Source organism: Burkholderia sp. MSh2 (assembly GCF_000731655.1).
GTDB lineage: Bacteria > Pseudomonadota > Gammaproteobacteria > Burkholderiales > Burkholderiaceae > Burkholderia > Burkholderia paludis.
Genome location: NZ_JPGM01000055.1, coordinates 24,462 through 50,182 on the forward strand (window position 1 = coordinate 24,462; position 25,721 = coordinate 50,182).

Genomic DNA, 25,721 nt, shown 5'->3' on the forward strand with positions numbered 1-25,721 from the left:
TAAAACATCAATACAAAATCCTTGATACGGTTGTTGCTCGTGCTGCGTATTTCTATTGAATCGGCAAATCCGGATGCGCATCGCGCGCGACAACCGGAATGCATCGATCGGGCGCGCACGCCGGGTGCGCGCCCCGACGATCACCGGAACACGTTCACCGCGTCCACGAGGCGCGTCGCCTGCTGCTTCAGGCTCTCGGATGCCGCGGTGCTCTGCTCGACCAGCGCGGCGTTCTGCTGCGTGATGTTGTCCAGGTGCACGACCGCCTGGTCGACCTGCGACACGCCCGTGCTCTGCTCGACCGTCGACGAGCTGATCTCCGCGATCAGGTCCGACACGCGCTTCACCTGCGTGACGATGTCCTCCATCGTCTTGCCCGCCTCGTCCACGCGCCGCGCGCCCGATTCGACCCGGTCGACGCTCGCGCCGATCAGCGTCTTGATCTCCTTCGCCGCGTTCGCGCTGCGCTGCGCGAGCGCGCGCACCTCGCCCGCCACGACCGCGAAGCCGCGCCCCTGTTCGCCCGCGCGCGCCGCCTCGACCGCCGCATTCAGCGCCAGGATGTTGGTCTGGAACGCGATGCCGTCGATCACGCCGATGATGTCCGCGATCTTGCGCGAACTGGCGGTAATGTCGCTCATCGTCGCGACGACCTCGCCCACCGCCTGCCCGCCGCGCCCGGCCGCCTCGCTGGCCGACATCGCGAGCCGGTTCGCCTGCAGCGCGGTTTCCGCGTTGCTGTCGACGGTCGCCGTCATCTCGGCCATCGACGCGGCCGTCTCCTGCACGCTCGACGCGGCCTGCTCGGTGCGGGCGCTCAGGTCGTTGTTGCCCTGCGCGATCTCGTTGCTCGCGCGCTGCACGTTGTGCACCTGTTCGCTGACGTCGTCGACGAGCCAGCGGAACATCAGCCCGAGCTGGTTGATCGTGCGCAGCGTCATGCCGATCTCGTCCACGCGGTTCATCCGCACGCCGCGCCGGCTCTCGCCGGTCGCGACGTTCAGCGCCTGGTCGTGCAGCCGCTTCAGCGGCCGGACGATCTGCGCGTCGAGCCACAGGCCGGCGGCCGCCGCCGCGCCGACCGCCACGCCGGCGAACGCCGCGAGCCCGCCGCCGGCCAGCCCGCACGCCCAGCCCGTGCCGACGACGACCGGCACCAGCACGCACAGCGCCGAAAGCACGCGCGCGCGCACCGACATCGTCTGCGACAGCGACGCGACGCGCAGCAGCCCCGTGCGGATCACCAGCCCCTTGTGGAACCGGCGCTGGCCGGCCTTGCCTTCGCGAAACGCGCGATACAGCGCGTCGGCGGCCTCTGTCTCGTCGCCCGGCGCCTTCGTGCGCACCGACATGTAGCCCTGCGGCTCGCCGTTGCGCATGACGGGAATCGCGTTCGCACGCACCCAGTAATGATCGCCGTTCTTGCGGCGGTTCTTCACGAGCGCGGTCCACGGCTCGCCGCGCCTGAGCGTCTCCCACATGTCGGCGAACGCCTCGCGCGGCATGTCCGGGTGGCGCACCACGTTGTGCGGCTGGCCGACGAGTTCCTCGTTCGTGAAGCCGCTCACCTGCGCGAACGTGGTGTTCGCGTAGGTGATGACGCTGTCGGCGTCGGTCGTCGACATCAGCGTGACGTCGTCGGGAAAGTCGAATTCCTGTTGGGTAACGGGCTGGTTATTGCGCATGCAAGGCTCCGAAAGGCGGATCTGTCGTCCGCGCCGCGCTGACTTCACGCTCAGTAGCCGAAAAACGGTTTATCGCTTTACGACGGTCTTCATTTGCTGTCGGCATATTCGGGAAAAACCTTACCCTTTCCCCGCATAAAATATCCGTTTCGGCCAATGCCATGATTTCGATCAAATAATGACGAAATAATCGACGCGACCGTTCACGCTCCCGTCACATCGCGCCACACGAAACGCCAATGCCGTCAACCGTTGCGCACGAAGAAACGATTCCGTTTATCCTTCTGCAGGCTTCATTCAACCGATATGCGCACTTGATGAAAAAGGCATTGCACGAACTGAACCGGCTGTCCTGGAATACGGCAACCGTCGCGCATAACAGCCACAAAGGCGACCAGGCCGCGTTTTTCCGCGCGGGCGGCTCGACGCTCTTTCCGGAGGAACGCGAACTGCTCGGCGATGTCGCCGGGCTGCGGCTCCTGCACCTGCAGTGCAACGCCGGGCAGGACACCCTCAGCCTCGTGCGGGAAGGTGCGGTCGCGACGGGCGTCGACATCTCCGACGAAGCGATCGGCTTTGCGCAGCGACTGTCGGCCGACACGGGCCTGCCCGCGCGCTTCGAGCGCGCCGACGTGCTCGACTGGATGCCCGCGGCGGCCGCGCGCGGCGAGCGCTTCGAGCGCGTATTCACGTCGTACGGTGCACTCTGCTGGCTGTCCGACCTGACCGCGTGGGCGCGCGGGATCGCCGCGCTGCTCGCGCCGGGCGGCCGCTTCGCGATGGTCGAGTTCCATCCGTTCGCGCTGTATTTCGACCCGCACTGGACGCCGCGCTACGACTACTTCAAGACCGGCGCGACCGAGGAGCCGTCGGGCGTCGGCGATTATGTCGCCGCGTCCGGCACGGGGCTCGGCGCGCAGCACGACCAGCCGGGCGTCGTCGATTTCGCGAACCCGCATCCGAGCTACGAGTTCATGTGGGGCATCGGCGACGTCGTGAACGCACTCGTGTCGGCCGGGCTCGCGATCGGCCGCCTGACCGAATATCCGTATGCGAACGGCTGGAAGGGCTTCGACGGCATGCGCGAGCTGGACGGCCGTCGGATGGCGCCGCCCGACGGCATGCCGCGCCTGCCGCTGATGTACGCGATCGCCGCGCACCGGGTGGCCGCATGACGCGCCGCACCGCCGCCGAACGCGACGCGCTGTCCGCGCGCCTGCTCGCACGCGACGAGGTGCCGCTCGTGTGGACCATCGACCGGCGCGAAATCATCGAGCACCTGTACGTGCTGCGCGACGGCACGCTGCAGCGCGTACCCGAGTTCTACGACGTCGGCGGCTGGCCCGACGGCGAAGCCGACCACTACACGCCGATCCTGCTCGACTGCCACGATCGCGGCGGCTGGTTCCTCGGCTCGTTCGACGGCGCGCGGCTCGTCGCGGCGGCCGTCGTCGACAGCCGGCCGCTCGGCCCGCACCGCGACATGCTGCAACTGAAGTTCCTGCACGTGAGCCGCGACTGGCGCGGCTGCGGGCTCGGCGAGCAGCTTCATCGCGCGGCCCGGGCGCAGGCGCGCGCCATGGGCGCCGCGCGCCTGTACGTGTCGGCCACGCCGTCACAGCGCACGATCGACTTCTACCTGCGGCTCGGCTTCACGGTCAGCGCATCGCCCGATCCGGCGCTCTACGCGCTGGAGCCGGAAGACATTCATCTGGAAGGGCCGGCGGCCTGACGCGCCGCGCATGCGCGCGCAGCGTAGAATTTCCCGCCTTGCCACGGCCGCCATCGGCCATCACGGAGAGCGCAATTGCAGAACGAACCGCAGCCGCAGGCGCTGCCCAAGATCCTCGTCAGCATGTGTGTGGTCGGTCATCCGGTTCGTTACAACGGCTCGGCGAAGACCGCCGCGCACGAGGCGCTCGAACGGTGGCAGCGCGAAGGGCGCCTCGTGCCCGTTTGCCCCGAGCTGGCCGGCGGCTTCAGCGTGCCGCGCCCGCCCGCCGAGATCGCGGACGGCGCGTCGGGGCAGCGGGTCCTGTCGGGCGCCGCGCGCATCGTCGACGTGAACGGTACCGACGTGACCGCGCCGTTCGTGTCCGGCGCGCACACCGCGCTGGCGCTGGCGCGCACGCACGATTGCCGGTTCGCGATCCTCGCCGACGGCAGTCCGTCGTGCGGCAGCACGTTCATTTACGACGGGAGTTTCGCGAACCGGCGGCACGCGGGCGACGGCGTTACCGCCGCGCTGCTGCGCGAGCACGGCATCGAGGTGTTCGCGGATACCGAGATCGATGCGCTCGACGCACGTCTCAAGCTGATTTCGCAGGCCGGTTAACGACGATGCGCGGCACGACGATCGTCGTGCCGCGCATCGTTGCACCAGCGGTATGGCGGTCAAGCGGCGACGCGGCGCGGATCCGGCCGCGTCGCCGCATGACATGCGTCAGACGCGTTCGATCGCGATCGCGATGCCCTGGCCCACGCCGATGCACATCGTGCACAGCGCGAAGCGGCCGTTCGTGCGATGCAGCTGGTACATCGCGGTCGTCACGAGACGCGCGCCCGATGCGCCGAGCGGGTGGCCCAGCGCGATCGCGCCGCCGTTCGGGTTCACGCGAGGATCGTCGTCGGCGACGCCGAGCATGCGCAGCACCGCGAGGCCCTGCGACGCAAACGCCTCGTTCAGCTCGATCACGTCGAACTGGTCGATCGTCATGCCGAGCCGCGCGAGCAGCTTCTGCGTGGCCGGCGCGGGGCCGATACCCATCACGCGCGGCGCGACGCCGGCCGTCGCGATGCCCAGCACACGGGCGCGCGGCGTCAGGCCGAAGCGCTTCGCGGTGGCCTCGTTCGCGAGCAGCAGCGCGGCTGCGCCGTCGTTGACGCCCGACGCGTTGCCGGCCGTCACCGAGCCGTCCGGGCGCACCACGCCCTTCAGCTTGGCCAGCGCCTCGAGCGACGTTTCGCGCGGGTGTTCGTCACGCGACACCACCACCGGATCACCCTTCTTCTGCGGAATCGTGACGGACACGATTTCGTCGGCGAGCGTGCCGTCCTGCTGAGCGCGCGCAGCCTTCTGCTGGCTGCGCAGTGCGAACAGATCCTGGTCGGCGCGACTGATGCCGTAGTCGACCGCGACGTTCTCGGCCGTCTCCGGCATCGAGTCGACGCCGTACAGCTGTTTCATCAGCGGATTGACGAAGCGCCAGCCGATCGTCGTGTCGTGGATGTCGGCCTGGCGCGCGAACGCGCTCGCGGCCTTGCCCATCACGAACGGCGCGCGCGTCATGCTCTCGACGCCGCCCGCGATCATCAGCGCGGCCTCGCCGGACTTGATCGCGCGCGCGGCCACGCCGACCGCGTCCATCCCGGAACCGCACAGGCGGTTGATCGTCGACCCCGGCACGCCCTGCGGCAGGCCCGCGAGCAGCGCCGACATGCGCGCGACGTTGCGGTTGTCCTCGCCGGCCTGGTTCGCGCAGCCGTAGATCACGTCGTCGATCGCCGTCCAGTCGACGTCGCGGTTGCGCTCGACGAGCGCCTTGAGCGGCACCGCGCCGAGATCGTCGGCGCGCACGCCGGACAGCGCACCGCCGTAACGCCCGATCGGCGTACGGATCGCATCACACAGAAAAGCTTCGGTCATCAGTGTCTCCAGTCGGCCGGAACGGGCGCGGGCGCGCTTGCTCCGGTCCCACGCTTCGCGGTCGGCCGGCACCGGAGAACCGGCGCCCGCTGCGGCCACCTGCAACGCGGGGAAATGAACGGGGCGCGCCCCTTGCATTGCCCGCCGGGATGCGCTTAAATGTTCTATATACGAACATAAGATCGTGTATCGAACGTTCAACGCATCATAGGGAGTCCGGGGACGACCTGTCAAGCGCCCGGCCTGCCGTGCGGTTGGCGTGTCAGGCCCCATGCGCTATCTTCTCGGCTGCACGACATTCCGACCGCTCATGACAACCGAAGACACTCAGAAACCCGGCGACTCCTACGTCCAGTCGTTCGCCCGCGGGCTCGCGGTGATCCGCGCGTTCGACGCGCAGCGCCCGGAGCAGACGCTCACCGAAGTCGCGGCGGCCACCGGCCTGACGCGCGCGGGTGCGCGCCGGATCCTGCTCACGCTGCAGACGCTTGGCTACGTCGAGGCCGACGGCCGGCTGTTCCGGCTCACGCCGAAGATCCTCGAACTCGGCTTCGCGTACCTGACGTCGATGCCGTTCTGGAATCTCGCCGACCCGGTGATGGAGCAACTGTCCGCGCAGATCCACGAAAGCTGCTCGGCGGCCGTGCTCGACCGCACCGAGATCGTCTACGTGCTGCGCGTGCCGACCCACAAGATCATGACGATCAACCTGTCGATCGGCAGCCGGCTGCCCGCGTACTGCACGTCGATGGGCCGCGTGCTGCTGTCCGCGCTCGACGACGCGGCGCTCGACGAAACGCTCGCGCAAAGCGGCATCCGCGCGCATACGCCGCGCACGATCACGGACCTCGGCGAACTGAAGGCGACGATCGCGCAGGTGCGCCAGCAGGGCTGGGCCGTGGTCGACCAGGAACTCGAAGTGGGCCTGATGTCGATCTCCGCGCCGATCCGCAACCGGCGCGGGCAGATCATCGCGGCGATGAACATCAGCGGCAACGCGCAGCGGCACACCGCGAAGCAGATGGTGAAGGAATTTCTCGGGCCGCTGCAGCAGGCCGCGCAGACCGTGTCGGAACTGGTCGCGCGGCGCGGATGAGCGGCAAGCGGTCATGCGGGCGCACCGCCCCCGCACGACCGCGCGCCGCCGTCGGCGGGCAGCGCGTCAACCGTTGCCGGCGAACGCCGTTCCCATCGGCTTCGTCCGGATGCCCGGCGCCAGCCGGGTCCACGGCAGATCGGCCGGATCGGCCGTCATCGGGCCGGGCGCCTTGGCCACGAGCACCGCGTGGGCGATGCCCTGGAAGTCGGCGCGAAAATGCACGGAGCTTTTGTTGACGAGGATGCGCATCGCTTCCGGCTCGACGCCGCCCACGCGATAGAGATTGCGGTCGAGCATCTGCGCCTTGCCGCTGCTCACCACGATCAGCACGCCGTCGATCCGCAAGCACGCGACCGGGCCGACATCCGCCCGCATGCCGTTCATCATCGGGCCTTCGTACCGGCAGACGCCGTCGGACAACGTCACGACCTCGAAGCGCCCGCGGTACGGCTCGTCGCCGGGCACGCCGGCGACGCCGCCGAGCGCCACCTCGATGAACGCGCCGACCCCGGCGCGATGGGCCTCGGCCGCGGCGGCCGGGTCCCAGATCAGGCCGATCGCCGCACCCTTTGCGCCATTGCGCAGCAGCGCCCGCAGCATGCCCGTCGTGTTCGAATCACCGCCCGCGCCGGGATTGTCCTGCGTATCCGCGATGACGACCGGCTTGCCGGCCCCCTCCGCAAGCCGCATCGCCTCGCGCACGGCGGCATCGGGCGACAGGAACGGCACCTGCCACGCGGCCTCGTCCGCCAGCATCCTGGCGTAGAGCGCGTCCACGGCGGCCTCCGCCGACGCGGCGTCATCGCCGTAACCCCAGATGACCGGGCCGCATTCGGGGAAATCGGCCGCCGGGAAGCCCGGCGCAAACGACAGCGACGCCACGGCCCCGGTCTCCAGCGCCGCGAGCTGCGCATACATGCCGCACGAAGGCTCGAGCAGCGTGCACATGCCGTTGATCGGGATCAGGAACGGCAGCCGGCGCACCGCGCGATGCAGCGGGCGGCCGCCCGCCGCCTTCAGGTCGAGCAGGCGCCCGAGCAGCGCGGCAGCGCGTTCGCCGGTCTCGGCCATGTCGACATGCGGATAGGTGCGGAAGGCGACCAGGACGTCGGCCTCGCGCAGCATCTTCCCGGTGACGTTAGCGTGCAGGTCGAGAGACACGACCACGGGCACGTCCGGGCCGACCGCAGCACGCACGCGCTCCAGCAGCGTTCCCTCGCCGTCGTCGGTATGCTCGGCGACCATCGCGCCGTGCAGGTCGAGATACACCGCGTCGTAGCCGCCGTTGCGCACCGCCGCGAGGATTTCGCCGGCGATGCGCTCGAACGCGTCCTCAGTCACGTGGGCCGACGGGCTGGCGCCCGCCCAGATGACCGGCAGCAAGGTCCAGCCGCGCCGTTGCGCCGCGACGATGAAGCCGCCCGCGGGAATATTGACGTCGCGCAGCGCGAGCATGTCGTCGCCGCGCACCATGGCCGGGAAGCCCTCGCCGCGCTCGAAGTTTTCGTAGGCGGCTTTCGACGGTGCAAACGTATTGGTCTCGTGCTGAAAGCCGGCGATCAGGATGCGTGTGTTCAAAGGCGTGTCTCCGGAAACAGGTTGTCAAGGCACCGGCAACGCCAGGGCCTGTTCACGCTAGTAACGGGCTGGCGAACGTGCCTTTGCGCCCGCAGGGCAAGGAGAAAGGCGGCGCGCAATGGCCGTCGGCATCGCAACGACGAGCGACGCCGCAAGGCGGGCGCAAAGGCACGTTCGCCTGTCTGGAAAAAATCGTTCGCGGGGCTGGCCCCCGGAAGGGCCGATCGCCGCGTCAGGCTGCTCGCGAATACGTCGAGTATTCGCTTCGTCGTATTCCTTGCGCCCGGCCCTTCCGGGGGCCGGCGCAAGCCCGGTATGCGCGTGAACGGGCCCTAAGCCGTCGCCAGCTCGTCGTGCGGCGCGGGCAGCCGGTTCGCCACCAGCACCGCGGCGCCCGCGACCAGCAGCGCCACCATCACCAGCAGGCCGGCCGCCATGCTGCCCGTGGCCGAGTGGATCGCCCCGATGATGGTCGGGCTCAGGAAGCCGCCGATCAGGCCGATCGTATTGATCAGCGCGATGCCCCCCGCGGCCGCGTCGCCCTTCAGGTATTGTGACGGAATCGCCCAGAACACGGTGTACGCCGCCCAGATCATCGACGTGGCGATCGTCATGCCGACCAGCGAGACGACGAGATTGCCGTTGGCGGTCGTCGCCACGGCCAGCGCGAGCGCGCCGATCAGCGCCGGCACCGCGCTGTGGTAACGCCGCTCGCCGCGGCGGTCCGACCTGCGGCCGATGACGACCATCGCGAGCGCGGCGCACACGTACGGAATCATCGAGTACAGCCCGATCTGCATCGTGTCGGTCACGCCGTCTGCCTTGATGATCGACGGCAGCCAGAAGCTCACCGCGTAGATCCCGCAGATGATCGTGAAGTACGCGAACGCCAGCAGGTACACGCGCGGATCGCGCGCCACCTGGCCGAACGAGTGATGCCCCGCGCCGGGCGTGTGCAGCTCGGCGGCGAGCATCCGCTTCTCGTCGTCGGTCAGCCATTTCGCATCGGCCGGCCGGTCGGACAGCACCCTGAGCGCGAGCGCGCCGAGCAGCACGCACGGCAGGCCTTCGACGACGAACATCCACTGCCAGCCGGCCAGGCCGTGGGCGCCGGACAGCCCGGTCATCAGCCACGCCGACAGCGGCGACCCGAACGCGCCGCCGATCGGGCCGGCGAGCATGACGACCGCCATCACGCCGGCCATCCGGCGCTGGCCGTACCAGTAGGTCAGGTAAAAGATCATCCCCGGCGCGAAACCCGCTTCGAACACGCCGAGCAGGAAGCGCATCGCATAGAACGTGGTCTCGTTGTGGACGAACATCATGCCGGCCGACGTCAGGCCCCACAGCACCATGATCCGGCTGATGGTCTTGCGAGCGCCGATCCTCGGCAGCAGCAGGTTGCTCGGGATCTCGAACAGCACGTAGCCGAGAAAGAAGATGCCCGCGCCGAGCCCGTACACCGCATCGGAGATGCCCAGCTCGCTCTGCATGGCGAGCTTCGCGAACCCGATGTTCACGCGATCGAGGTACGCGAACGTGTAACAGAGCAGCAGGAACGGCAGCAGGCGCCAGTTCAGCTTGCGATACAGGGCCTGATGCGCCGGGCTGTCCGGCGCGGCCGGAAGTTGAGGGGATGGAACGGCGGACATGCGCTCTCCTTTAGGGCGTATTGCTTCAAATCCCGCATCGATGTTCGAATCGTCGAGGAGACGAAAAAGCGGCGCAAGAGCAACCTAAGCGAGTTATCGTTGCTCAACGGGCAACACTTCACCGGCACACCAACCGACATCATGCGCGAACTGAACCAGCGCCGCTTGCGCTATTTCCATGAAGTCCTGTCGCACGGCTCCATCCGCGGCGCGGCCGACAGCATCAACACGTCGCCGTCCGTCATCACGCGGCAGATCCGGCTGCTCGAGGAAGAAATCGGGGCCCCGCTGTTCGAGCGCCAGCCTCGCGGCGTGCAGCCGACCGAGGCCGCCGCGTACCTGCTCGAATACTGGCGCGGCTGCCGCTCGCAGCAGGAGCTGTTCGAGGACCGCCTGCAGGCGCTGCGCGGGCTGCAGCGCGGCCAGATCCGCATCGTCACCAGCGAAGGCTATATCGACCGCCTGATGGACGAGGTGCTCACCGATTTCTGTGCGCGCCATCCGAAGCTCGACGTCACCGTCGACACCCTGCCGGTCAGCACGTTGCTCCAGGAAGTGGCCGAGAGCCGCGCGCATATCGGGCTGGCCTACAACCCGCCCGCGCATCCGGACATCGAATACGTCGCGACCGCGCCGCAGCCGGTGGTGGCGCTCGTGCATCCGGGGCACCCGCTCGCGGTGCGGGGCCGGCCGGTCGAGGTCCGCGAGCTGACCGGGTACCCGCTCGCGCTGATGCCGCCCGCGTTCGGTCTCGGACAGGCCGTACAGATGCTCGCGTACGCGGAGAACCTCCAGATCCACCCGACGCTCACCACCAACTCGCTGGCCGTGCTGCGCCACTTCGTCAAGCGCAACGACGGCGTCACGCTGCTCGCCACGGTGGCCGCGTATCGGGAGCTGGAGGCCGGCGAACTCGTCGCGCTGCCCATCGCGCATCCGTTGCTCGAAACCGCCAAGGCACGGCTGCTGGTCAAGGCCGGACGCACGCTCGGGGTGGCCGCCGATACGCTGCTGCGCGGCATCCTCCGGGACATGAAGATGTTCTCGGACCCGGGCGGACGCGACGGCAGGACGACGGCGCGCGGCAAGGCCCGCAAGCGGGCCGCGGGAAATCGCGGCGGGCCGTGACCCTCGTCGGCGAAGCGGTTTGCATCGCCGGCCTTCGACAGGCGGCCGCTACGGTGCAGGCCGGTATCGAACGGCCGGGTATCGCGCGCGGGGCGGGGCGCGGGGCGCGGCGTGTGGCGTGTGGCGTGTGGCGTGCGGTGTGCGGTGTGCGGTGTGCGGTGTGCGGTGTGCGGTGTGCGGTGTGCGGTGTGCGGTGTGCGGATGCTGAGTGTGGCGCGCGGCATCCGCCGCGCATCCGCCGCTCACGCGCCGAGCAGCATCCCCTTGCGCACCGGCACCGTGCCCGTCACGCGGCCGAGCGGCGCGCCGGCCGTCACGAAGCGGATCGCGCGGCGCATGTAGAACACGCCGTCGGTTCCGCTCGAGATCGTCGTGATCGCATCCGTCAGCGGATCGACGATGTCGAACAGCGGATCGCCGGCGTGGATCGTCGCGCCGACCGCCGCGCGGTGCACGAGGATGCCGCTCACCGGTGCGTAGAACTGCTCGCTGCCCGCGAGCGGCGTGGCCGGCGCGGCAAGCGGCGGCAGCGGCGTGCGTTCGCCGCGCACCGCGCCGCGCCACACGAGATAGTCGACGAGCGCATCGGCATCGCGTTGCGCATGCTCATACGTCACGTCGCGCTGGCCGCGGCATTCGACGGTCACGGCGACCGCGCCGGCCGCGAGCGGCGTGCCTTCCGGCAGCAACGGCCGCAATTGCGACCACAGCAGGTGATGCGCATCGTCGAACGCGTGCCCGCCCGAATCCTCCGCGAGCAGGGACACCTTCGCGCCGAGATAGCGTGCGAGCGGCTCGACTTCCGGCCATGCGGTGTCGCTCGTGTACACGTGCATCACCGCTTCGAGCGAACAATGCAGGTCGATCACGACGTCCGCGTCATGCGACAGCTTCAGCAGCGCGAGCTGCAGCGCGTCGAATTCGGTGCGCGGCGCGATGCCGTCGAGCGCCGCGCCGACGCACTCGCGCACGATCGCCCGGTTGCGCTCGCCGTCGTCGCCGAGCCGGTCGCGTGCGCGCGCGGCGATCTCCGCGAGCGGCAGGAAGCCGCGGTTGAAGTTGCGGCCGCTCGCCAGGTCGAAACGGCCGATGAACTGCCCGAGCAGATGATGGTTGAGGCCGACCGGGTTCGCGACCGGCACGAGCACGACCTCGGCCGCGAGCCGGCCTTGCGCGTCGAGCTGCGCGAGGCGCTGCTTCAGCACGAACGCCGCGAGCATCGCGGGCGTCTCGTCCGCGTGCAGCGCGGCCTGCAGGTAGATCTTGCGGCCGGTGTCGGCCGGCCCGAAATGAAAGCTGGTCAGCGTGCGCTGCGTGCCGATCGACGGCGACAGGAGCGGCGTGGTGCGAATCTGCATCGAGGGTCTCGAACGGAAGAAACGGGAAAAATCGGGCGGCCCGGTGCTCAGTCGCCGTACGGGTTGAAATCGAAATACTTCTTCGCGATCCGGTCGTACGTGCCGTCCTTCAGCATCGACGCGATCGCGCCGTCGATCGACGCCTTGAGCGCCGTATCCGACTGCCGCATGCCGATGCCGACGCCACGGTCGCCCATGTCGAGCGGCGCGCCGACGAACGCGAAACCCTTGCCGCGCGGCTGGCGCAGGAACCCGTAATCGGCTTCGACCGTGCCGAGCAGCGCCGCGTCGAGGCGGCCGTTGACGAGATCGGCGAACACGTCGTCCTGGCTCTTGTACGGCACCACGCTGACGCCGGCCGGCGCCCAGTGCGCGAGCGCCCACGATTCGAACTGCGTGCCCGACTGCACGCCGACGCGCTTGCCCGCAAGCGACGCGGCCGAGCTGCCGAGCCCGAGTTCGGGCCGCGCGACGAGCCGCGACCTGAAGCGGAACAGCTTCGACGAGAACAGGATCTGCTTCTCGCGCTTCTCGGTGATCGCCATCGACGACAGGATCGCGTCGATCTTGCGCGCCTGCAGCGCGGGAATCATCCCGGAGAATTCGAGCTCGACCCACTGGCAGTGCAATTGCGCGCGGCGGCAGATCTCGTTGCCGAGATCGACGTCGAAGCCTTTCAGGCTGCCGTCGGGCGCCTTCGAATCCATCGGCGGATAGGTCGGGTCGATGCCGAGGCGCACGGTGCGGGCGTCGAGCGCATGCGCGGCGCCGGCCGTGAACGCGAGGCACAGGGAAACGAGCGGGAGGAAGGTGCGTTTCATGGTCGATCGGGTGCGGGACGAGGGACAAACGGCACGAGCCGGACTGTCTGCGATCGTAGTGCGCACGCACCGCCGCCGGAATCGCCGGCTGCCTTATCATGATCGGTATTTCCGATCACCGGCCCCGCCGCTCGCCCATGGCGTTCACGCTGTCCCAGCTCCGCATCTTCCAGGCCGTCGTCGAGCACGGCAGCCTGCGCGCCGCGGCGCGCGCGCTCGATCTCGCGCAAAGCGGCGTCACGCAGCAGTTGCAAGGCCTCGAGGCGGCGCTCGGCGCGACGCTGTTCACGCGCACCAATCGCGGCATCGTGCCGACAGCCGTCGGCCAGCGGCTGCTCGCGCGCTCCGGCTCGATCCTCGGCGAATGCGAGCAGGTCGAGCGGGAAATCCGGCAACTGAGCGGCGAATACGAAGGCACCGTCACGCTCGGCCTCGTGGCCGAACCGCTGATCGACGCGTTCGCGCCCGTGCTGAGCGCGTTCCGCGCGCGCTTCGACAGGGTCGACGTTCACCTGCGCACCGGTACGTCGCGGATGATGATCGGCTGGCTGCGGGAGAGCGCGGTCGATTTCGCGATCGCGCTGGTCGCGAAGCAGACCGACACGACCGACCTCGCGGTCACGCCGCTGCGCGCATCGGCCCCGGTGGTCGTGTGCCGCAACGGGCATCCGGCCATGCACGCGCAATCGCTCTCCGAGCTGGCCGATTACGCGTGGGTGTCGACCCGATCGCCGAACCTCAGCGCCGATCCCGTCGTCAACCGGCTGCTCGCCTACTTCGACACGCACGGCCTGCCGCCGCCGAGGATTCTCGCCACCGTCGAGGGGATGTTCGAGACGCTGCAGCTCGTCACCCAGACCGATTGCCTGTCGCTCGAAACCGAAGCCGTGACGCGGCACGGGCCGTTCGCCGGCGCGCTCGCGAAGGTGCCCGTGCGCGAGCAGGCCGACGCGCAGGACATCTGCCTGCTGCAGCGCGCGGCCGTGCCGCTGACGCCGGCCGCGCAGGAACTCGCGACGATGCTTGCGTCGTACCTGCGGGTCGTGCGCGGACGCTAGGCGCGTATTGCCGCCTGCCGTCCGCGGTCCGCCGCCTGCCGCGCCCCGCTCGTCAGTCGATCGATTCCCGCGCCGTCTCGCGCAGCATCGCGACCGCGATCAGCGACACCACCACGCACGCGGCCACGTAGCCGGCCGGCGCAAGCTTGCTGCCGGTCGTCTTCACGAGCCAGGTCGCGATGAGCTGCGCGGTGCCGCCGAAGATCGTCACCGCGAGCGCATACGCGATCGAAATGCCCGTCGCCCGCACGTGGCGCGGCAGCGATTCGCACATCAGCGCCATTTCCGACGCCGAGCCGAGCGAATAGAACAGCAGCATCAACGCGGTCAGCGGCAGGATCGCCGACAGCGTCGGGTGGTGGTTCATCAGCCAGAACGCCGGGAACAGCAGCGCGACCAGCACGCCGCGGCCGACGAAGATCGGCAGGCGCCGGCTGCCGAGCCGGTCCGACAGCCAGCCGAACAGCGGACACGTGACCAGCATCACGCAGCCCGACGCGACGCCGACGAACATCGACAGCCCCATCGGCAGGCCGAGCGTGTGGATCGCATAGGTCGGCATGTAGAAGGTCAGGATGTAGGTCGACACCGTGCCGCCCATCACCGTGAGCATCAGCAGCAGCACCGTGCGCGCGTGCCGCGAGAACAGCTCGTGCAGCACGCCGCGCTCGATGCCGTGATGGCTGTCGCCGGGCGCATCGTCCGCGAGCCGGCGGCGCAGGATCATGCCGACCGGCGCGATCAGCAAGCCGACGAGGAACGGCAGCCGCCATCCCCAGCTTTCGAGCGCATCCTTCGTCATCGTGTTCGACAGCAGCGCCGCGAAACCCGACCCCATCAGCGCGGCGCCGCCTTGCGTCGCGAGCTGCCAGCTTGCGTGAAACGCCCGGCGCGACGTGCCGCCCTGCTCGAGCAGCGTCGACGTCGCCGCGCCGAATTCGCCGCCCTGCGAGAAGCCCTGCAGCAGCCGCGCGAATACGACCAGCAGCGGCGCGGCCACGCCCACCTGCGCATAGGTCGGCGCGATCGCGATCAGGCCGGTGCCGAGCGCCATCAGCATGATCGTCAGGTTCAGCGCGGCCTTGCGCCCCTTGCGGTCCGCGTAGACGCCGAGCACGACGCTGCCGAGCGGCCGCGTGAAGAAGCCGGCGGCGAACGTCGCCACCGACAGCAGCAGCGACGTGGTCGGGTCGCTCGACGGGAAGAACAGCTTGCCGATCAGCACCGCGAAAAAGCCGTACACGGTGAAATCGAAGAACTCCAGCCAGTTGCCGATCACGGCCGCCGCGATCGCGCCGCGCCGCGTGACGGCGCGCGCGCCGGGCGCATCGGCTTCGGCGGCCCCCGTCGACGCGGGGTGCAGCACGAGATGGTCTTTCTGCATTGTCATCGTCTCCTCTATGCGGCCGGAAGCGCCGGCCGCGCCGCCGCCGCGATCACCGCCCGAGGTAGCGCTCCACGAGACGCGTCCAGAACGCCGCGCCGACCGGCAGGTTGCGATCGTTGAAGTCGTATTTCGGGTTGTGCACCATGCAGCCGTCCTCGCCTTCGCCGTTGCCGAGCCGCACGAACGAGCCGGGCCGCTTCTGCAGCATGAACGCGAAATCCTCGCTGCCCATCAGCAGGTCGGTCTGCTCGACCACGTGCGCATCGCCGACGAGTTCGCGCGCGACCTGCGCGGCGAAATCCGTTTCGGCATCCGTATTGACGACGACCGGGTAGCCTTCGATGTAGTCGACGTTCGCGGTCGCGCCGTAGCTCGCGGCCTGCGTTTCGGCCAGCTCGGTGATGCGGCGCTTGAGCAGCGCCCGCACGTCGGGGCTGAACGAGCGCACGCTCAGTTCGAGGCGTGCGCCGTTCGGGATCACGTTGTTCGCGGTGCCCGCATGCATCGAGCCGACCGTGACCACCGCCGGCTGCGCCGGGTCGACGTTGCGCGCGACGATCGTCTGCAGCGCCATCACGATGCTCGCCGCGACGACGACCGGGTCGACCGTCAGGTGCGGCCGCGCCGCGTGGCCGCCGACGCCTTCGATCGTGATGATCGCCTTGTCGCCGGCCGACATGAACGGGCCGCGGCGCGTGAGGAACACGCCGGGCGCCGCGCCCGGGTGGTTGTGCATGCCGAACACGGCGTCGCACGGGAAGCGCTCGAACAGGCCGTCGTCGATCATCTTCTTCGCGCCGCTGTCGACGCCATGCTCTTCCGCCGGCTGGAAATACAGATGCACGGTGCCGGAGAAGTTGCGCGTCTTCGCGAGATGCTGCGCGGCGCCGAGCAGCATCGTCGTGTGGCCGTCGTGGCCGCAGGCGTGCATCTTGCCGTGCGTGCCGCTCGCATACGGCAGCCCGGTCGCCTCGACGATCGGCAGCGCATCCATGTCGGCGCGAATGCCGATGCTGCGCGTCCCGTCGCCCACGCGCAGCGTACCGACCACGCCGGTCTTGCCGACCCCGCGCGTCACCTGCCAGCCCCATTCCCCGAGCTTGTCGGCGACGAGCGCGGCCGTGTCGTGCTCTTCGTACGCGAGCTCCGGATGGCGATGGATGTGATGACGGATCTCGCGCAGCCCGCCGGCGGCGGGCATCAGATCCTCGACTTCGGTGAAGCGGGTATCGGTGGTCATGGGGGCTCCTGCGTTTGTCTGCGCACGCTGAAGACGCGTGCGGGAAAGCGAGCCACTATATCGAGCCGATATCCGTTCAATAAGATGCGGAATTTTTCACCGCGATAAGATTTTTTTATCAGGGTTAATACGGGGAATGCCGGCCGGATCGGCACGCGGGGCCCCGTGCGCGGAGGCCATCAGCACCCCGGCCATGCATTTTCCCGACGAGCGGTCCATGATTCGCGCATGGACGCTCGAACCGATCCGTCTCGCCGTCGCGGCAGGCCGCCGAAGCAGGACGAGAGCCTCGCCGCCGCGCGCGACATGCTGTTGCACACCGGGCTGGACGTGCTCACCGAAACGGGCTTCCCGGCCACCGGGCTCGACGGGAGCCTCGCTCGTGCCGGCGTGCCCAAAGGCTCCTTCCATCGCTACTTCGACGGCAAGGAAGCATTCGGCCTCGCGCGAATCGACTGCTGCGCCGGTTTCTTCGCCCGTCAGCGGGACCGCCATTCCAACCAGCCGGACCGCCGCCGCTGCAGCGCGTCCGCGATTTCGTCGACGATGCCCCGGACGGCATGGCACGCTACGTCTACCGCCACGACGATCGGGCCGTGCCGAACGGCTGCGGCGCAGGCGTCGACGCGTAATACGCCTGCCGGCGACGCGTCGTCGCCGCTTTCATCCGGCCCGGCCGCTCGCGCATCGAGATCGCCCCAGCCACCGAACCACCCTGTCGAGGAACCACCATGACCGTTGCAGACACCGCTCCCGTCAGCCGCTTTCCCGTGCCGGCGCTTGAAGACCTGCCCGACGACATTCGCGAACGCATCGCGGCCGTCCAGGAAAAGTCGGGCTTCATCCCGAACGTCTTCCTGACCCTCGCGCACCGTCCGGACGAGTTTCGCGCGTTCATGGCCTACCACGACGCGCTGATGGACAAGCCGGGCAACCTGAGCAAGGCCGAGCGGGAGATGATCGTCGTGGCGACCAGCAGCGCGAACCAGTGCCAGTACTGCGTGATCGCGCACGGCGCGATCCTGCGCATTCGCGCGAAGGACCCGCTGATTGCCGACCAGGTCGCCACCAACTACCGCAAGGCCGACATCACCGCGCGGCAAAAGGCGATGCTCGATTTCGCGATGCAGGTCTCGCAATCCGCGCACCTGGTCGGCGAAGCGGACTTCGACACGCTCAAGTCGCACGGTTTCGGCGAGGAAGACATCTGGGACATCGCGGCGATCTCGGCCTTCTTCGGCATGTCCAATCGCATCGCGAACGTGACGAACATGCGGCCCAACGCGGCGTTCTACGCGCTGGGCCGCTGAGCGCGGACGCGGTCCCGCGCCGCCGCGTGGCAGACGCCGTGGCATGGGCCAACGCCGCGCGGGCAGCGCTCGCGCCCGCAGGACCGGCCCCCCCGGCCGGGACGACCGGGCCGATACCCGGGCGCGCCCGTCACACGCAGCACACGGGCGGCGCCGGCCCGAACGCGCCCGCATCGGCGCGGCCACCCGCCGCGCCAGCCGGCAAACCCGGCCCGCAAACCGGATGTCAGCGCTCACTCCACCCCGTCGGCGACGGCACGCCGCCCGGCCGCTTCGCGCCGCGAAACGGACACCGACACGCACGCGATCCATCAAAAGCGTGCACTATTAGGGTTTTGCCGTACCGGCGCCCGGCGCCTTCGACGTTCGTTCCACGCTCACCGTTTCAGACGCGAACCATCCATGACGAATCAGCCCACTCAGACCGCAGCCGACCGTCCCGTCGACATGATCATCTTCGGCGGCGGCGGCGATCTGGCCGCCCGCAAGCTGTTGCCCGCGCTGTACATGGCGCACCTGCACTGCAACCTGCCGCCCGACACGCGCATCATCGCGGTCGGCCGCCGCGACTGGGGCATCGACGGCTATCGCAAGTTCGTGGACGAGCAGTCGCGCCCGTTCATCGACGAAAAGGCGTTCGACGCCGAAGCATGGGGCCGCTTCCTCGACCTGTTCAAGTACGTGCTGATCGACGTGAACGCGCCGGACGACTACCTGCGGCTCGCCGAGGCGGCGCGCGGCGACGCGGTCCGCGTGTTCTACCTGTCGACGTCGCCGGAACTGTTCACGACGATCTGCGACAACCTGTCGGCCGCGCAACTCGTCGACGCGCACTCGCGCGTCGTCCTCGAAAAGCCGCTCGGCCACGATCTCGCGTCCGCCAAGGCGATCAACGATGCGGTCGGCAAGCACTTCGAGGAATCGCAGATCTATCGGATCGACCACTATCTCGGCAAGGAAACCGTGCAGAACCTGATGGTGCTGCGCTTCGGCAACCCGATCTTCGGGCCGCTGTGGCAGGCGCCGAGCATCCGCAGCGTGCAGATCACGGTGGCGGAAACGGTCGGCGTCGGCAGCCGCGCGGGCTTCTACGACCATACGGGCGCGCTGCGCGACATGGTGCAGAACCACTTGCTGCAGCTGCTGTGCATCGTCGCGATGGAACCGCCGGTGTCGCTCGACCCGGACGCGGTGCGCGACGAGAAGCTGAAGGTGCTGCGCTCGCTGCGGCCGATGGCGCTGTCGGACGTCGCGCGCGACACGGTGCGCGGCCAGTACACGGCCGGCGCGGTCGACGGCCAGCCCGTCAAGGGCTATCTCGAGGAAGACAACGTGCCGGCCGACAGCCGCGCGGAAACCTTCGTCGCGCTGCGCGCGCACATCAACAACTGGCGCTGGGCGAACGTGCCGTTCTTCCTGCGCACCGGCAAGCGGCTGCAGCGCCGCCAGTCGGAAATCGTGATCGAGTTCGCGGACATGCCGTTCTCGATCATCCCGACCGGCCCGCGCCACTACAGCAACCGCCTCGTGATCCAGCTCCAGCCGGAAGAGTCGATCCAGCTGCAGATGCTCGCGAAGGAGCCGGGCAGCGGGATGAACATGGTGCCCGTGAGCCTGAACCTCGACCTGCAGCAGGCGATTCCGGAGCGCCGCGCGGAAGCGTACGAACGGCTGCTGATCGACGTGATCCGCGGCCGCCTCACGCACTTCATGCGCCGCGACGAGCTCGAATCCGCCTGGTCGTGGGTCGAGCCGATCCTCGACGGCTGGAAGCAGCTCGGCGACCGTCCGCGCCTGTACACGGCCGGCACGTTCGGGCCCGCGGCTTCGTCGGCGCTGCTCGCGCGCGACGGGATGTCCTGGTCCGAAGAAGCGTAACCGCCGCGCGGCGCGGCGCACCCGAGCCGCCTTCGCCGCGCCCGGCGCCGCCCTATCGCGGCGCCAGCCATGCGGCCGGGTGCCGCGCGGGCGCATCGCCGCCGCCACCCAGCGCCTCGATCAGATAATCGACGAACGACGCGATCCGCGACGAGATCGCGGTGTTCCGGTAGTACACCGCATGAATCGGCTGCTGGATGTCCAGCGTCTGCCGCGCGAACAGCTGGGCAAGCCGCCCGCTGTCGCGATCGTGCGCGGTCATGAAATCCGACAGGCACGCGATGCCCGCTCCTTCCAGCGCGAGTTGCCTGACGGTCTCGCCGTTAGACGACCAGATGTCCGGCTCGATCCGGTACGGCTCGCCGTCCGTGCCGAGCACCGGCCAGATATTCAGCGATTCCGGCTGCGTGAAGCCGATCAGCGTGTGCTTGCCGAGCTCGTCGACCTTCCGCGGCTGCCCGTGCGCGGCAAGATACGCGGGGCTCGCCAGAACGCGCAGGCGGCTGGTGCCGATCTTGCGGCTGTGCAGCGTCGAATCCTTCAGGCGGCCGATCCGGATCGCCACGTCGGTGCGCCGCTCCAGCAGGTCGATGATCCCTTCGTTGCTGTTCAGCTCCAGCTCGACCTGCGGGAAGCGCTCGCGATAACCGCGCACGAGCGGCACGATCACGTGCAGCATGAACGGCGTCGCCGCATCGACGCGCAGGCGCCCCGACGGCATCTCGCGCCGCGCGAGCATCTGCTCCTCCGCGTTCTCCACCGATTCGATGATCGCGCGCGCATCCTGCAGGAACGCGCGCCCCTCTTCGGTCAGCTCGAGCCGGCGCGTGGTCCGGCGCAGCAGCGTGGTCTTCAGCTTCTCCTCGAGCCGTGCGAGCGTGCGGCTCGTCGCCGATACGGTGAGGTCGAGCTGCTGGGAGGCGGCCGTGATCGAGCCGGTGTCGACCACGGCGGCAAAGGCCTGGAGTTCGTCGAGCGTGACTTTCATTATTGATCCCGAATCAAGACATCCCGCGTTATAGGCCAGTTTTCGCGCAAGAGCAAAGCATCGGCGCGGCATCCCGTTCATTTCGCCGGCAGCGCGTCCGACGCGTCGATTATTGATTCCGATTCAACTATTTTTGTCCCGCGACGGCGTTTATCCCGTTCGCTCCGGCGGCCACAATCGGTTTCACGATCACGCCGTTCCCCTCATTCCCAGGAGCACACGATGAACAGGATTCCCGCATTCGGCCTCGGCACCTTCCGGCTCAAGGGCCAGGTTGCCGTCGACTCGGTCCGCGACGGCCTCGAAGCCGGCTACCGTGCGATCGACACAGCGCAGATCTACGGCAACGAAGCCGACGTCGGCGAAGCGATCGCCGCGTCGGGCGTGCGCCGCGACGACCTGTTCCTGACCACGAAGATCTGGGTCGACCACTACGCCCCGGAAAAGCTCGCCGCAAGCCTCGAGGAAAGCCTGCGCAAGCTGCGCACCGACTACGTCGACCTGACGCTGATCCACTGGCCGGCCCCGGGCAACGGCGTGTCGCTCCCGTCGTTCATGACCGCACTCGCCGATGCAAGGGCGAAGGGCCTCACGCGCCGAATCGGCATTTCGAACTTCAACATCGCCCTGACGAAGGAGGCGATCGCGGCCGTCGGCGCCGAGGCGATCGCGACGAACCAGATCGAACTGAGCCCGTACCTGCAGAACCGCAGGCTCGTCGAATTCCTGAACGGCGCGGGCATTCACGTGACGTCGTACATGACGCTCGCGTACGGCAAGGTGCTCGGCGACCCGGTGATCGGCGCGATCGCGCGCCGTCACGATGCGACGCCCGCCCAGGTCGCCCTCGCGTGGGCGCTGCGGCTCGGCTACTCGGTAATCCCGTCGTCGACGAAACGCGAGAACCTCGCGAGCAATCTGCTCGCGCAGACGCTGCGCCTGACCGACGACGACATGGCGCAGATCGCCGCGCTCGAGCGCAACGGCCGCGAAGTCGACCCGGCCGGCCTCGCGCCGGAATGGGACTGAGCGCACCGCCCCCTCCACCGCCCCGTCCGCGGCCGTCCGGCCGCGGCACCGACAGGACCTCACCATGACCCAGGATCCGCTTTTCCAGCCGTTGCGACTCGGCGCGCTGACGCTGCCCAACCGCATCGTGATGCCGCCGATGACGCGTTCGCGCGCGAGCCGGCCCGGCGACGAAGCCAACGACCTGATGGCCGCGTACTACGCGCAGCGCGCGAGCGCGGGCCTGATCGTCAGCGAAGGCACCTACATCGCGCCGCTCGGCAAGGGCTACGCATGGACGCCCGGCATCCACACGCCGTCGCAGGTCGCCGGCTGGCGCAAGGTGACGGACGCCGTGCATGCCGCGCACGGCCGCATCTTCGCGCAACTGTGGCACGTCGGCCGCTTGAGCCACACGAGCCTGCTCGGCGGCCGGCAACCGGTGTCGTCGTCGCCGATCCAGGCGAAGGGTGTGAACGTGTTCGTCGCAAGCGAAGACGGCAGCACGCCGGGCTTCGTGCAGGCGTCCGAGCCGCGCGCATTGTCGATCGACGAGATCCACGAGATCGTCGACCAGTACCGCGCCGCCGCGCGCCACGCGATCGACGCGGGCTTCGACGGCGTCGAGCTGCACGGCGCGAACGGCTACCTCGTGAACCAGTTCATCGATTCGAACGCGAACACGCGGACCGACGCATATGGCGGCTCGCTGGACAACCGGCTGCGCTTCCTGCGTGAAGTCACGCAGGCGCTGATCGACGGGACCGGCGACGCGTCGCGCGTCGGCATCCGCCTCGCGCCGCTGACGACGTTGAACGGCTGCGTCGACGCCGATCCGGAAACGACCTACCTCGCCGCCGCGACGCTGCTCGGCACGCTCGGCGTCTGCTACCTGCACATCGCGGAAGCCGACTGGGACGACGCACCGCCGATGCCGGTCGAATTCAAGCAGCGGCTGCGCGCCGCCTATCCGGGCGTGCTGATCTACGCCGGCGCATACACCGCCGCGCGTGCGCGCGAAGCGATCGCCGCCGGCTGGGCCGACCTCGTCGCGTTCGGCCGCCCGTTCGTCGCGAACCCCGACCTGCCCGAACGCCTGCGCACCGGCGCCGCGCTCGCGCCGCACGACCGCAACACGTTGTTCGGCGGCGCCGCCCGGGGCCTGACCGACTATCCGACGCTCGCGCAAGCCGCGGCCTGAGCCGCGCGCATGCGCGGCCGGCCCCCGGCAATCGCGGCCGCTATCGCCGCGATTGCCATTTCCGAATGGCGGCCCGCGCAATCGGCGTCTAGAGTTGTCGGGATCGACCCTGCACGACGCCATCCACCGACCTGAAAGGACACCCCGCCATGCCACGCCGTTCCCCGACACGCGACCTGCTGCGGGCCGTCGCGGCCGGCCTTGCCTGTGCGGCCTTCACCGCGCCGGCCTGCGCCGACGACGCAGCGCGCCTCGCGCCGCCCGAACCGGCCGCGCCGGTACTGTCGACCACCGCGAGCGGCGTGCAGGTCTATTCATGCGAATACGACGCCGAGCATCGGCTCGCGTGGGCCTTCCAGCACCCGGAGGCCATGCTGTTCGACGACGGCGGCACGCTCGTCGTCCGGCACGGCGCGGGGCCGTCGTGGGAAGCGCTCGACGGCAGCCGCATTACCGGCAAGAAACTCGCGGAAGCGCCGAGCGCACGCGCGGGCAGCATTCCGCAACTGCTGCTCGCCGCGCTGCCGGCCGCCACGACGACGACAGGCACGCTGGCCGGCGTGCGCTTCGTGCAGCGGCTCGACACGTCCGGCGGCACGCCGCCGGCCGCGACGTGCACGACCGAGCATGCGGTCGGCCGCTTTCCGTACTTCGCGCGCTACGTGTTCCTGAAGTGACGCGTGCGGCACGCGAAGCGCCCGCCGTACGCGCTTCCGGTGCGATCCTCGGCACGCCCGCACGATCGGCTGTCGTCCATGCCGGCCGAGGCAGCATGAAAGCCTCGCCCGCGTTCCGCGCGGCTCAGCGCATCCGCATCGACAACTCGACGTCGCCGCCGAACGGCACCGACAGATAGCCGTTTTCCGGCGCGCGCACGTACGCGAGGTAGTCGGGGCTGTATTCCGCGTTGTCGGCCACGACGAACGCCCCCGTCCTGAGGTGCGGCTCGACCAGCGCCAGGATCTCCGGATACAGCGACTTCGCACCGTCGAGCAGCAGCAGGTCGACCGTATCCGGCAGATCGGCGGCCAGCGTGCGCAGCGCGTCGCCTTCGCGAATCTCCACGAGGTCGGCCAGCCCGGCCGCCGCCAGGTTCGCCTGCGCACGCACGACCTTCGACGGTTCGAACTCGCTCGTGATCAGCCGGCCGCCGCCGTTGTCGCGCAGCGCGGCCGCGAGATGCAGCGTCGAAATGCCGAACGACATGCCGAATTCGACGATCGCCCGCGCGCCGCCGCTGCGCGCGAGCATGTACAGCAGCCTGCCCGTCTCGCGCGACACGGGAAGCGGGAAGTCCTTCAGGCGCGCATACAGATCGGTGTAGCCCGTCTTGCTGCGCATCAGTCGCGTCTGCTCGTCGTGCGACAGGCCGGCGAAGGCCGGGCTCGTCGCCGGCGACAACGAATCGGCTTCGTCGAACAGGCGCGCCAGCAGCGAAGCCAGCGGGTCGAGCGCAAGAGTGGTCATGCGAATCTCCGGTATCGGGTTGAGTGCGTCGTTGCACCCGACTAGAATATGACGAACTATTCAGGTTTTACTATTCGCATTGGCAAACCGCCCATGACCGCCCGCCGCAACGCCCCGATCGCCACGCGCAAGCTGCCTCGGCAGGCGCGCTCGACCCGTCTCGTCGAAGACGTCCTCCAGGCCGCTATTCAGGTTTTGGCGACCGAAGGCGCGCAGCGCTTCACGATGGCCCGCGTCGCCGAACGCGCCGGCGTGAGCGTCGGCTCGCTGTACCAGTACTTCCCGAACAAGGCATCGGTGCTGTTCCGGCTGCAGCACGACGAATGGCGGCAGACCTCCGACATGCTGTGCGGGATGCTGCAGGACACGCAAAAGACACCGCCCGAGCGGCTGCGCACTGCCGTCCACGCGTTCATCCGCTCGGAATGCGACGAGGCGCGCATGCGCATCGCACTCGACGACGCCGCGCCCCTCTATCGCGACGCGCCCGAGGCGCAGGAAGTGAAGGCCGAGGGCAACCGGATCTTCAGCGCGTTCATGCGCGAAGCGCTGCCCGAGGTGTCCGACGCCACGCATGCGCTGGCCTGCGAGCTGATCATGACGACGCTCACGGCGGGCGGCAAGGCGTTCTCCGAAACCGAGCGCACGCCGGCGGAAATCGACGCTCATTCCTCCGCGATGGCCGACATGTTCTGCGCGTACCTCGCGCATCTCGCGCGCGCTTGACGCGACGAGGGACGGAACGAACGCGAGCGCAAGCCGCGCGCGGCACCGGTATCATCCGGGTGCCGCGTGCGCACGGCCGCGCATCGCGTCGCACGCCGCGGCCGTCATCCGCATGCGTGCGCACAGCCTCAATGAAAGTGATTTGCAATATCCCATGTCTGACCCGCTCCCGCCCTGCCCGCCGGCCCCGCGTTCAAATAGTCGCCTTAACGGATTCGAACTAGGCGTATACACGCGTGTCGTCGCGACGGAGCCCGGTCGCACGCCGATATAAGCGCTGCGACATGCGCTGCATGCTCGTCCCCCGATGGGACGTGATGAGCGGCTCGCCTAACCTTCGCTACGGCAAAGCACACGTGACGGGGTCGACCACACCACGCGTCGTCCGACGCGACACCCTCGCGCTCGTTTCGATGCGCACGTAACGACACGCATCACGCGTCATTCGTCCCCACGACGCTGCCGACCATCCCAACCAGATACGAGACACC

The 25,721-nt window shown here is 69.0% G+C and carries 23 protein-coding genes; 13 read left to right on the plus strand and 10 right to left on the minus strand.

What is annotated here, in order from left to right; all coding sequences use genetic code 11:
* Positions 1-140 precede the first annotated feature (140 nt).
* Positions 141-1,685 carry a methyl-accepting chemotaxis protein gene (locus GQ57_RS28535; protein WP_031401798.1) on the minus strand — a complete coding sequence of 515 codons (1,545 nt, stop codon included), beginning with the start codon at positions 1,683-1,685 and terminating at the stop codon, positions 141-143.
* A 317-nt stretch (positions 1,686-2,002) separates the two neighbouring features.
* Here GQ57_RS28535 and GQ57_RS28540 point away from each other — a divergent pair, with 317 nt between their 5' ends.
* The 3 genes from GQ57_RS28540 (at position 2,003) to GQ57_RS28550 (ending at position 4,020) form a co-directional block, all read left to right on the plus strand.
* Positions 2,003-2,860, plus strand: a complete 858-nt coding sequence (locus GQ57_RS28540) for a class I SAM-dependent methyltransferase (protein WP_031401799.1) — start codon at positions 2,003-2,005, stop codon at positions 2,858-2,860.
* On the plus strand, positions 2,857-3,417 hold the full coding sequence (locus GQ57_RS28545) for a GNAT family N-acetyltransferase (protein ID WP_034199643.1): 561 nt from the start codon (positions 2,857-2,859) through the stop codon (positions 3,415-3,417). The genes GQ57_RS28540 and GQ57_RS28545 overlap by 4 nt, the downstream gene beginning before the upstream one ends.
* Positions 3,418-3,540: 123 nt before the next feature.
* Positions 3,541-4,020, plus strand: coding sequence for a DUF523 domain-containing protein (locus GQ57_RS28550; protein ID WP_425322005.1), 480 nt, complete (start codon positions 3,541-3,543; stop codon positions 4,018-4,020).
* Between the two features lie 108 nt (positions 4,021-4,128).
* On the opposite strand, the gene pcaF is transcribed toward GQ57_RS28550, so the two are convergent.
* A complete protein-coding gene (gene pcaF, locus GQ57_RS28555; RefSeq protein ID WP_034199644.1) occupies positions 4,129-5,331 on the minus strand; it encodes a 3-oxoadipyl-CoA thiolase in 1,203 nt (400 codons plus the stop codon).
* A gap of 310 nt (positions 5,332-5,641) precedes the next feature.
* Here pcaF and GQ57_RS28560 point away from each other — a divergent pair, with 310 nt between their 5' ends.
* Positions 5,642-6,427 (plus strand): IclR family transcriptional regulator, encoded by a 786-nt coding sequence (locus tag GQ57_RS28560; protein ID WP_031401803.1) that lies wholly within the window; start codon positions 5,642-5,644, stop codon positions 6,425-6,427.
* Positions 6,428-6,493: 66 nt separating this feature from the next.
* On the opposite strand, the gene GQ57_RS28565 is transcribed toward GQ57_RS28560, so the two are convergent.
* Both GQ57_RS28565 and GQ57_RS28570 read right to left on the minus strand, forming a co-directional pair.
* Positions 6,494-8,008 (minus strand): M81 family metallopeptidase, encoded by a 1,515-nt coding sequence (locus GQ57_RS28565; protein ID WP_034199645.1) that lies wholly within the window; start codon positions 8,006-8,008, stop codon positions 6,494-6,496.
* A gap of 332 nt (positions 8,009-8,340) precedes the next feature.
* On the minus strand, positions 8,341-9,660 hold the full coding sequence (locus GQ57_RS28570; protein ID WP_034199646.1) for an MFS transporter: 1,320 nt from the start codon (positions 9,658-9,660) through the stop codon (positions 8,341-8,343).
* Positions 9,661-9,801: 141 nt separating this feature from the next.
* Here GQ57_RS28570 and GQ57_RS28575 point away from each other — a divergent pair, with 141 nt between their 5' ends.
* On the plus strand, positions 9,802-10,788 hold the full coding sequence (locus tag GQ57_RS28575) for a LysR family transcriptional regulator (protein ID WP_034199647.1): 987 nt from the start codon (positions 9,802-9,804) through the stop codon (positions 10,786-10,788).
* 242 nt (positions 10,789-11,030) lie between these two features.
* Here the strand turns inward: GQ57_RS28575 and GQ57_RS28580 are convergent, their stop codons facing one another.
* Positions 11,031-12,146 carry a succinylglutamate desuccinylase/aspartoacylase family protein gene (locus GQ57_RS28580; RefSeq protein WP_034199648.1) on the minus strand — a complete coding sequence of 372 codons (1,116 nt, stop codon included), beginning with the start codon at positions 12,144-12,146 and terminating at the stop codon, positions 11,031-11,033.
* Positions 12,147-12,193: 47 nt separating this feature from the next.
* Positions 12,194-12,967, minus strand: coding sequence for a transporter substrate-binding domain-containing protein (locus tag GQ57_RS28585; protein WP_031401808.1), 774 nt, complete (start codon positions 12,965-12,967; stop codon positions 12,194-12,196).
* A 137-nt stretch (positions 12,968-13,104) separates the two neighbouring features.
* On the opposite strand from GQ57_RS28585, the gene GQ57_RS28590 reads away from it, so the two are divergent.
* A complete protein-coding gene (locus GQ57_RS28590; RefSeq protein ID WP_034199649.1) occupies positions 13,105-14,025 on the plus strand; it encodes a LysR family transcriptional regulator in 921 nt (306 codons plus the stop codon).
* 52 nt (positions 14,026-14,077) lie between these two features.
* On the opposite strand, the gene GQ57_RS28595 is transcribed toward GQ57_RS28590, so the two are convergent.
* Positions 14,078-15,409 carry an MFS transporter gene (locus tag GQ57_RS28595; RefSeq protein WP_031401810.1) on the minus strand — a complete coding sequence of 444 codons (1,332 nt, stop codon included), beginning with the start codon at positions 15,407-15,409 and terminating at the stop codon, positions 14,078-14,080.
* A gap of 52 nt (positions 15,410-15,461) precedes the next feature.
* A complete protein-coding gene (locus GQ57_RS28600; RefSeq protein WP_031401811.1) occupies positions 15,462-16,652 on the minus strand; it encodes a M20 aminoacylase family protein in 1,191 nt (396 codons plus the stop codon).
* Between the two features lie 228 nt (positions 16,653-16,880).
* Here GQ57_RS28600 and GQ57_RS40350 point away from each other — a divergent pair, with 228 nt between their 5' ends.
* From GQ57_RS40350 to zwf, 3 genes are all read left to right on the plus strand, one after another.
* On the plus strand, positions 16,881-17,387 hold the full coding sequence (locus tag GQ57_RS40350; RefSeq protein WP_235212780.1) for a TetR/AcrR family transcriptional regulator: 507 nt from the start codon (positions 16,881-16,883) through the stop codon (positions 17,385-17,387).
* Positions 17,384-17,962, plus strand: a complete 579-nt coding sequence (locus GQ57_RS28605; protein WP_031401812.1) for a peroxidase-related enzyme — start codon at positions 17,384-17,386, stop codon at positions 17,960-17,962. Before GQ57_RS40350 ends, GQ57_RS28605 begins: the two co-directional genes overlap by 4 nt.
* A 402-nt stretch (positions 17,963-18,364) precedes the next feature.
* Positions 18,365-19,840 carry a glucose-6-phosphate dehydrogenase gene (gene zwf, locus GQ57_RS28610; RefSeq protein ID WP_031401813.1) on the plus strand — a complete coding sequence of 492 codons (1,476 nt, stop codon included), beginning with the start codon at positions 18,365-18,367 and terminating at the stop codon, positions 19,838-19,840.
* A 52-nt stretch (positions 19,841-19,892) separates the two neighbouring features.
* Here the strand turns inward: zwf and GQ57_RS28615 are convergent, their stop codons facing one another.
* A complete protein-coding gene (locus GQ57_RS28615; RefSeq protein WP_031401814.1) occupies positions 19,893-20,828 on the minus strand; it encodes a LysR substrate-binding domain-containing protein in 936 nt (311 codons plus the stop codon).
* 222 nt (positions 20,829-21,050) lie between these two features.
* Here GQ57_RS28615 and dkgB point away from each other — a divergent pair, with 222 nt between their 5' ends.
* The 3 genes from dkgB to GQ57_RS28630 all read left to right on the plus strand — a co-directional run bounded on the left by dkgB (position 21,051) and on the right by GQ57_RS28630 (position 23,714).
* The gene (dkgB, locus tag GQ57_RS28620; RefSeq protein WP_034199650.1) at positions 21,051-21,857 is read left to right on the plus strand and encodes a 2,5-didehydrogluconate reductase DkgB; all 807 of its coding nucleotides are present in this window, start codon (positions 21,051-21,053) and stop codon (positions 21,855-21,857) included.
* 64 nt (positions 21,858-21,921) lie between these two features.
* The gene (locus GQ57_RS28625) at positions 21,922-23,037 is read left to right on the plus strand and encodes an alkene reductase (protein ID WP_034199651.1); all 1,116 of its coding nucleotides are present in this window, start codon (positions 21,922-21,924) and stop codon (positions 23,035-23,037) included.
* Positions 23,038-23,186: 149 nt separating this feature from the next.
* Positions 23,187-23,714 carry a DUF3455 domain-containing protein gene (locus GQ57_RS28630; RefSeq protein ID WP_034199652.1) on the plus strand — a complete coding sequence of 176 codons (528 nt, stop codon included), beginning with the start codon at positions 23,187-23,189 and terminating at the stop codon, positions 23,712-23,714.
* A gap of 124 nt (positions 23,715-23,838) precedes the next feature.
* On the opposite strand, the gene GQ57_RS28635 is transcribed toward GQ57_RS28630, so the two are convergent.
* Positions 23,839-24,504 carry an O-methyltransferase gene (locus GQ57_RS28635; RefSeq protein ID WP_031401818.1) on the minus strand — a complete coding sequence of 222 codons (666 nt, stop codon included), beginning with the start codon at positions 24,502-24,504 and terminating at the stop codon, positions 23,839-23,841.
* 48 nt (positions 24,505-24,552) lie between these two features.
* Here GQ57_RS28635 and GQ57_RS28640 point away from each other — a divergent pair, with 48 nt between their 5' ends.
* Positions 24,553-25,230 (plus strand): TetR family transcriptional regulator, encoded by a 678-nt coding sequence (locus GQ57_RS28640; RefSeq protein ID WP_034199653.1) that lies wholly within the window; start codon positions 24,553-24,555, stop codon positions 25,228-25,230.
* Positions 25,231-25,721: the final 491 nt, after the last annotated feature.

What these genes read in the sequence shown, in the direction of transcription:
- GQ57_RS28580 (WP_034199648.1), bottom strand. Translation starts at nt 12,146, where the DNA reads ATGCAGATTCGCACCACGCCGCTCCTGTCGCCGTCGATCGGCACGCAG.
- pcaF (WP_034199644.1), bottom strand. Translation starts at nt 5,331, where the DNA reads ATGACCGAAGCTTTTCTGTGTGATGCGATCCGTACGCCGATCGGGCGT.
- GQ57_RS28605 (WP_031401812.1), top strand. Translation starts at nt 17,384, where the DNA reads ATGACCGTTGCAGACACCGCTCCCGTCAGCCGCTTTCCCGTGCCGGCG.
- GQ57_RS28590 (WP_034199649.1), top strand. Translation starts at nt 13,105, where the DNA reads ATGGCGTTCACGCTGTCCCAGCTCCGCATCTTCCAGGCCGTCGTCGAG.
- GQ57_RS28585 (WP_031401808.1), bottom strand. Translation starts at nt 12,967, where the DNA reads ATGAAACGCACCTTCCTCCCGCTCGTTTCCCTGTGCCTCGCGTTCACG.
- GQ57_RS28640 (WP_034199653.1), top strand. Translation starts at nt 24,553, where the DNA reads ATGACGAACTATTCAGGTTTTACTATTCGCATTGGCAAACCGCCCATG.
- GQ57_RS28575 (WP_034199647.1), top strand. Translation starts at nt 9,802, where the DNA reads ATGCGCGAACTGAACCAGCGCCGCTTGCGCTATTTCCATGAAGTCCTG.
- GQ57_RS28570 (WP_034199646.1), bottom strand. Translation starts at nt 9,660, where the DNA reads ATGTCCGCCGTTCCATCCCCTCAACTTCCGGCCGCGCCGGACAGCCCG.
- GQ57_RS28540 (WP_031401799.1), top strand. Translation starts at nt 2,003, where the DNA reads ATGAAAAAGGCATTGCACGAACTGAACCGGCTGTCCTGGAATACGGCA.
- dkgB (WP_034199650.1), top strand. Translation starts at nt 21,051, where the DNA reads ATGAACAGGATTCCCGCATTCGGCCTCGGCACCTTCCGGCTCAAGGGC.
- GQ57_RS28550 (WP_425322005.1), top strand. Translation starts at nt 3,541, where the DNA reads ATGTGTGTGGTCGGTCATCCGGTTCGTTACAACGGCTCGGCGAAGACC.
- GQ57_RS28595 (WP_031401810.1), bottom strand. Translation starts at nt 15,409, where the DNA reads ATGCAGAAAGACCATCTCGTGCTGCACCCCGCGTCGACGGGGGCCGCC.
- GQ57_RS28535 (WP_031401798.1), bottom strand. Translation starts at nt 1,685, where the DNA reads ATGCGCAATAACCAGCCCGTTACCCAACAGGAATTCGACTTTCCCGAC.
- GQ57_RS28625 (WP_034199651.1), top strand. Translation starts at nt 21,922, where the DNA reads ATGACCCAGGATCCGCTTTTCCAGCCGTTGCGACTCGGCGCGCTGACG.
- GQ57_RS28615 (WP_031401814.1), bottom strand. Translation starts at nt 20,828, where the DNA reads ATGAAAGTCACGCTCGACGAACTCCAGGCCTTTGCCGCCGTGGTCGAC.
- GQ57_RS28630 (WP_034199652.1), top strand. Translation starts at nt 23,187, where the DNA reads ATGCCACGCCGTTCCCCGACACGCGACCTGCTGCGGGCCGTCGCGGCC.
- GQ57_RS28545 (WP_034199643.1), top strand. Translation starts at nt 2,857, where the DNA reads ATGACGCGCCGCACCGCCGCCGAACGCGACGCGCTGTCCGCGCGCCTG.
- GQ57_RS28600 (WP_031401811.1), bottom strand. Translation starts at nt 16,652, where the DNA reads ATGACCACCGATACCCGCTTCACCGAAGTCGAGGATCTGATGCCCGCC.
- zwf (WP_031401813.1), top strand. Translation starts at nt 18,365, where the DNA reads ATGACGAATCAGCCCACTCAGACCGCAGCCGACCGTCCCGTCGACATG.
- GQ57_RS28560 (WP_031401803.1), top strand. Translation starts at nt 5,642, where the DNA reads ATGACAACCGAAGACACTCAGAAACCCGGCGACTCCTACGTCCAGTCG.
- GQ57_RS40350 (WP_235212780.1), top strand. Translation starts at nt 16,881, where the DNA reads ATGGACGCTCGAACCGATCCGTCTCGCCGTCGCGGCAGGCCGCCGAAG.
- GQ57_RS28635 (WP_031401818.1), bottom strand. Translation starts at nt 24,504, where the DNA reads ATGACCACTCTTGCGCTCGACCCGCTGGCTTCGCTGCTGGCGCGCCTG.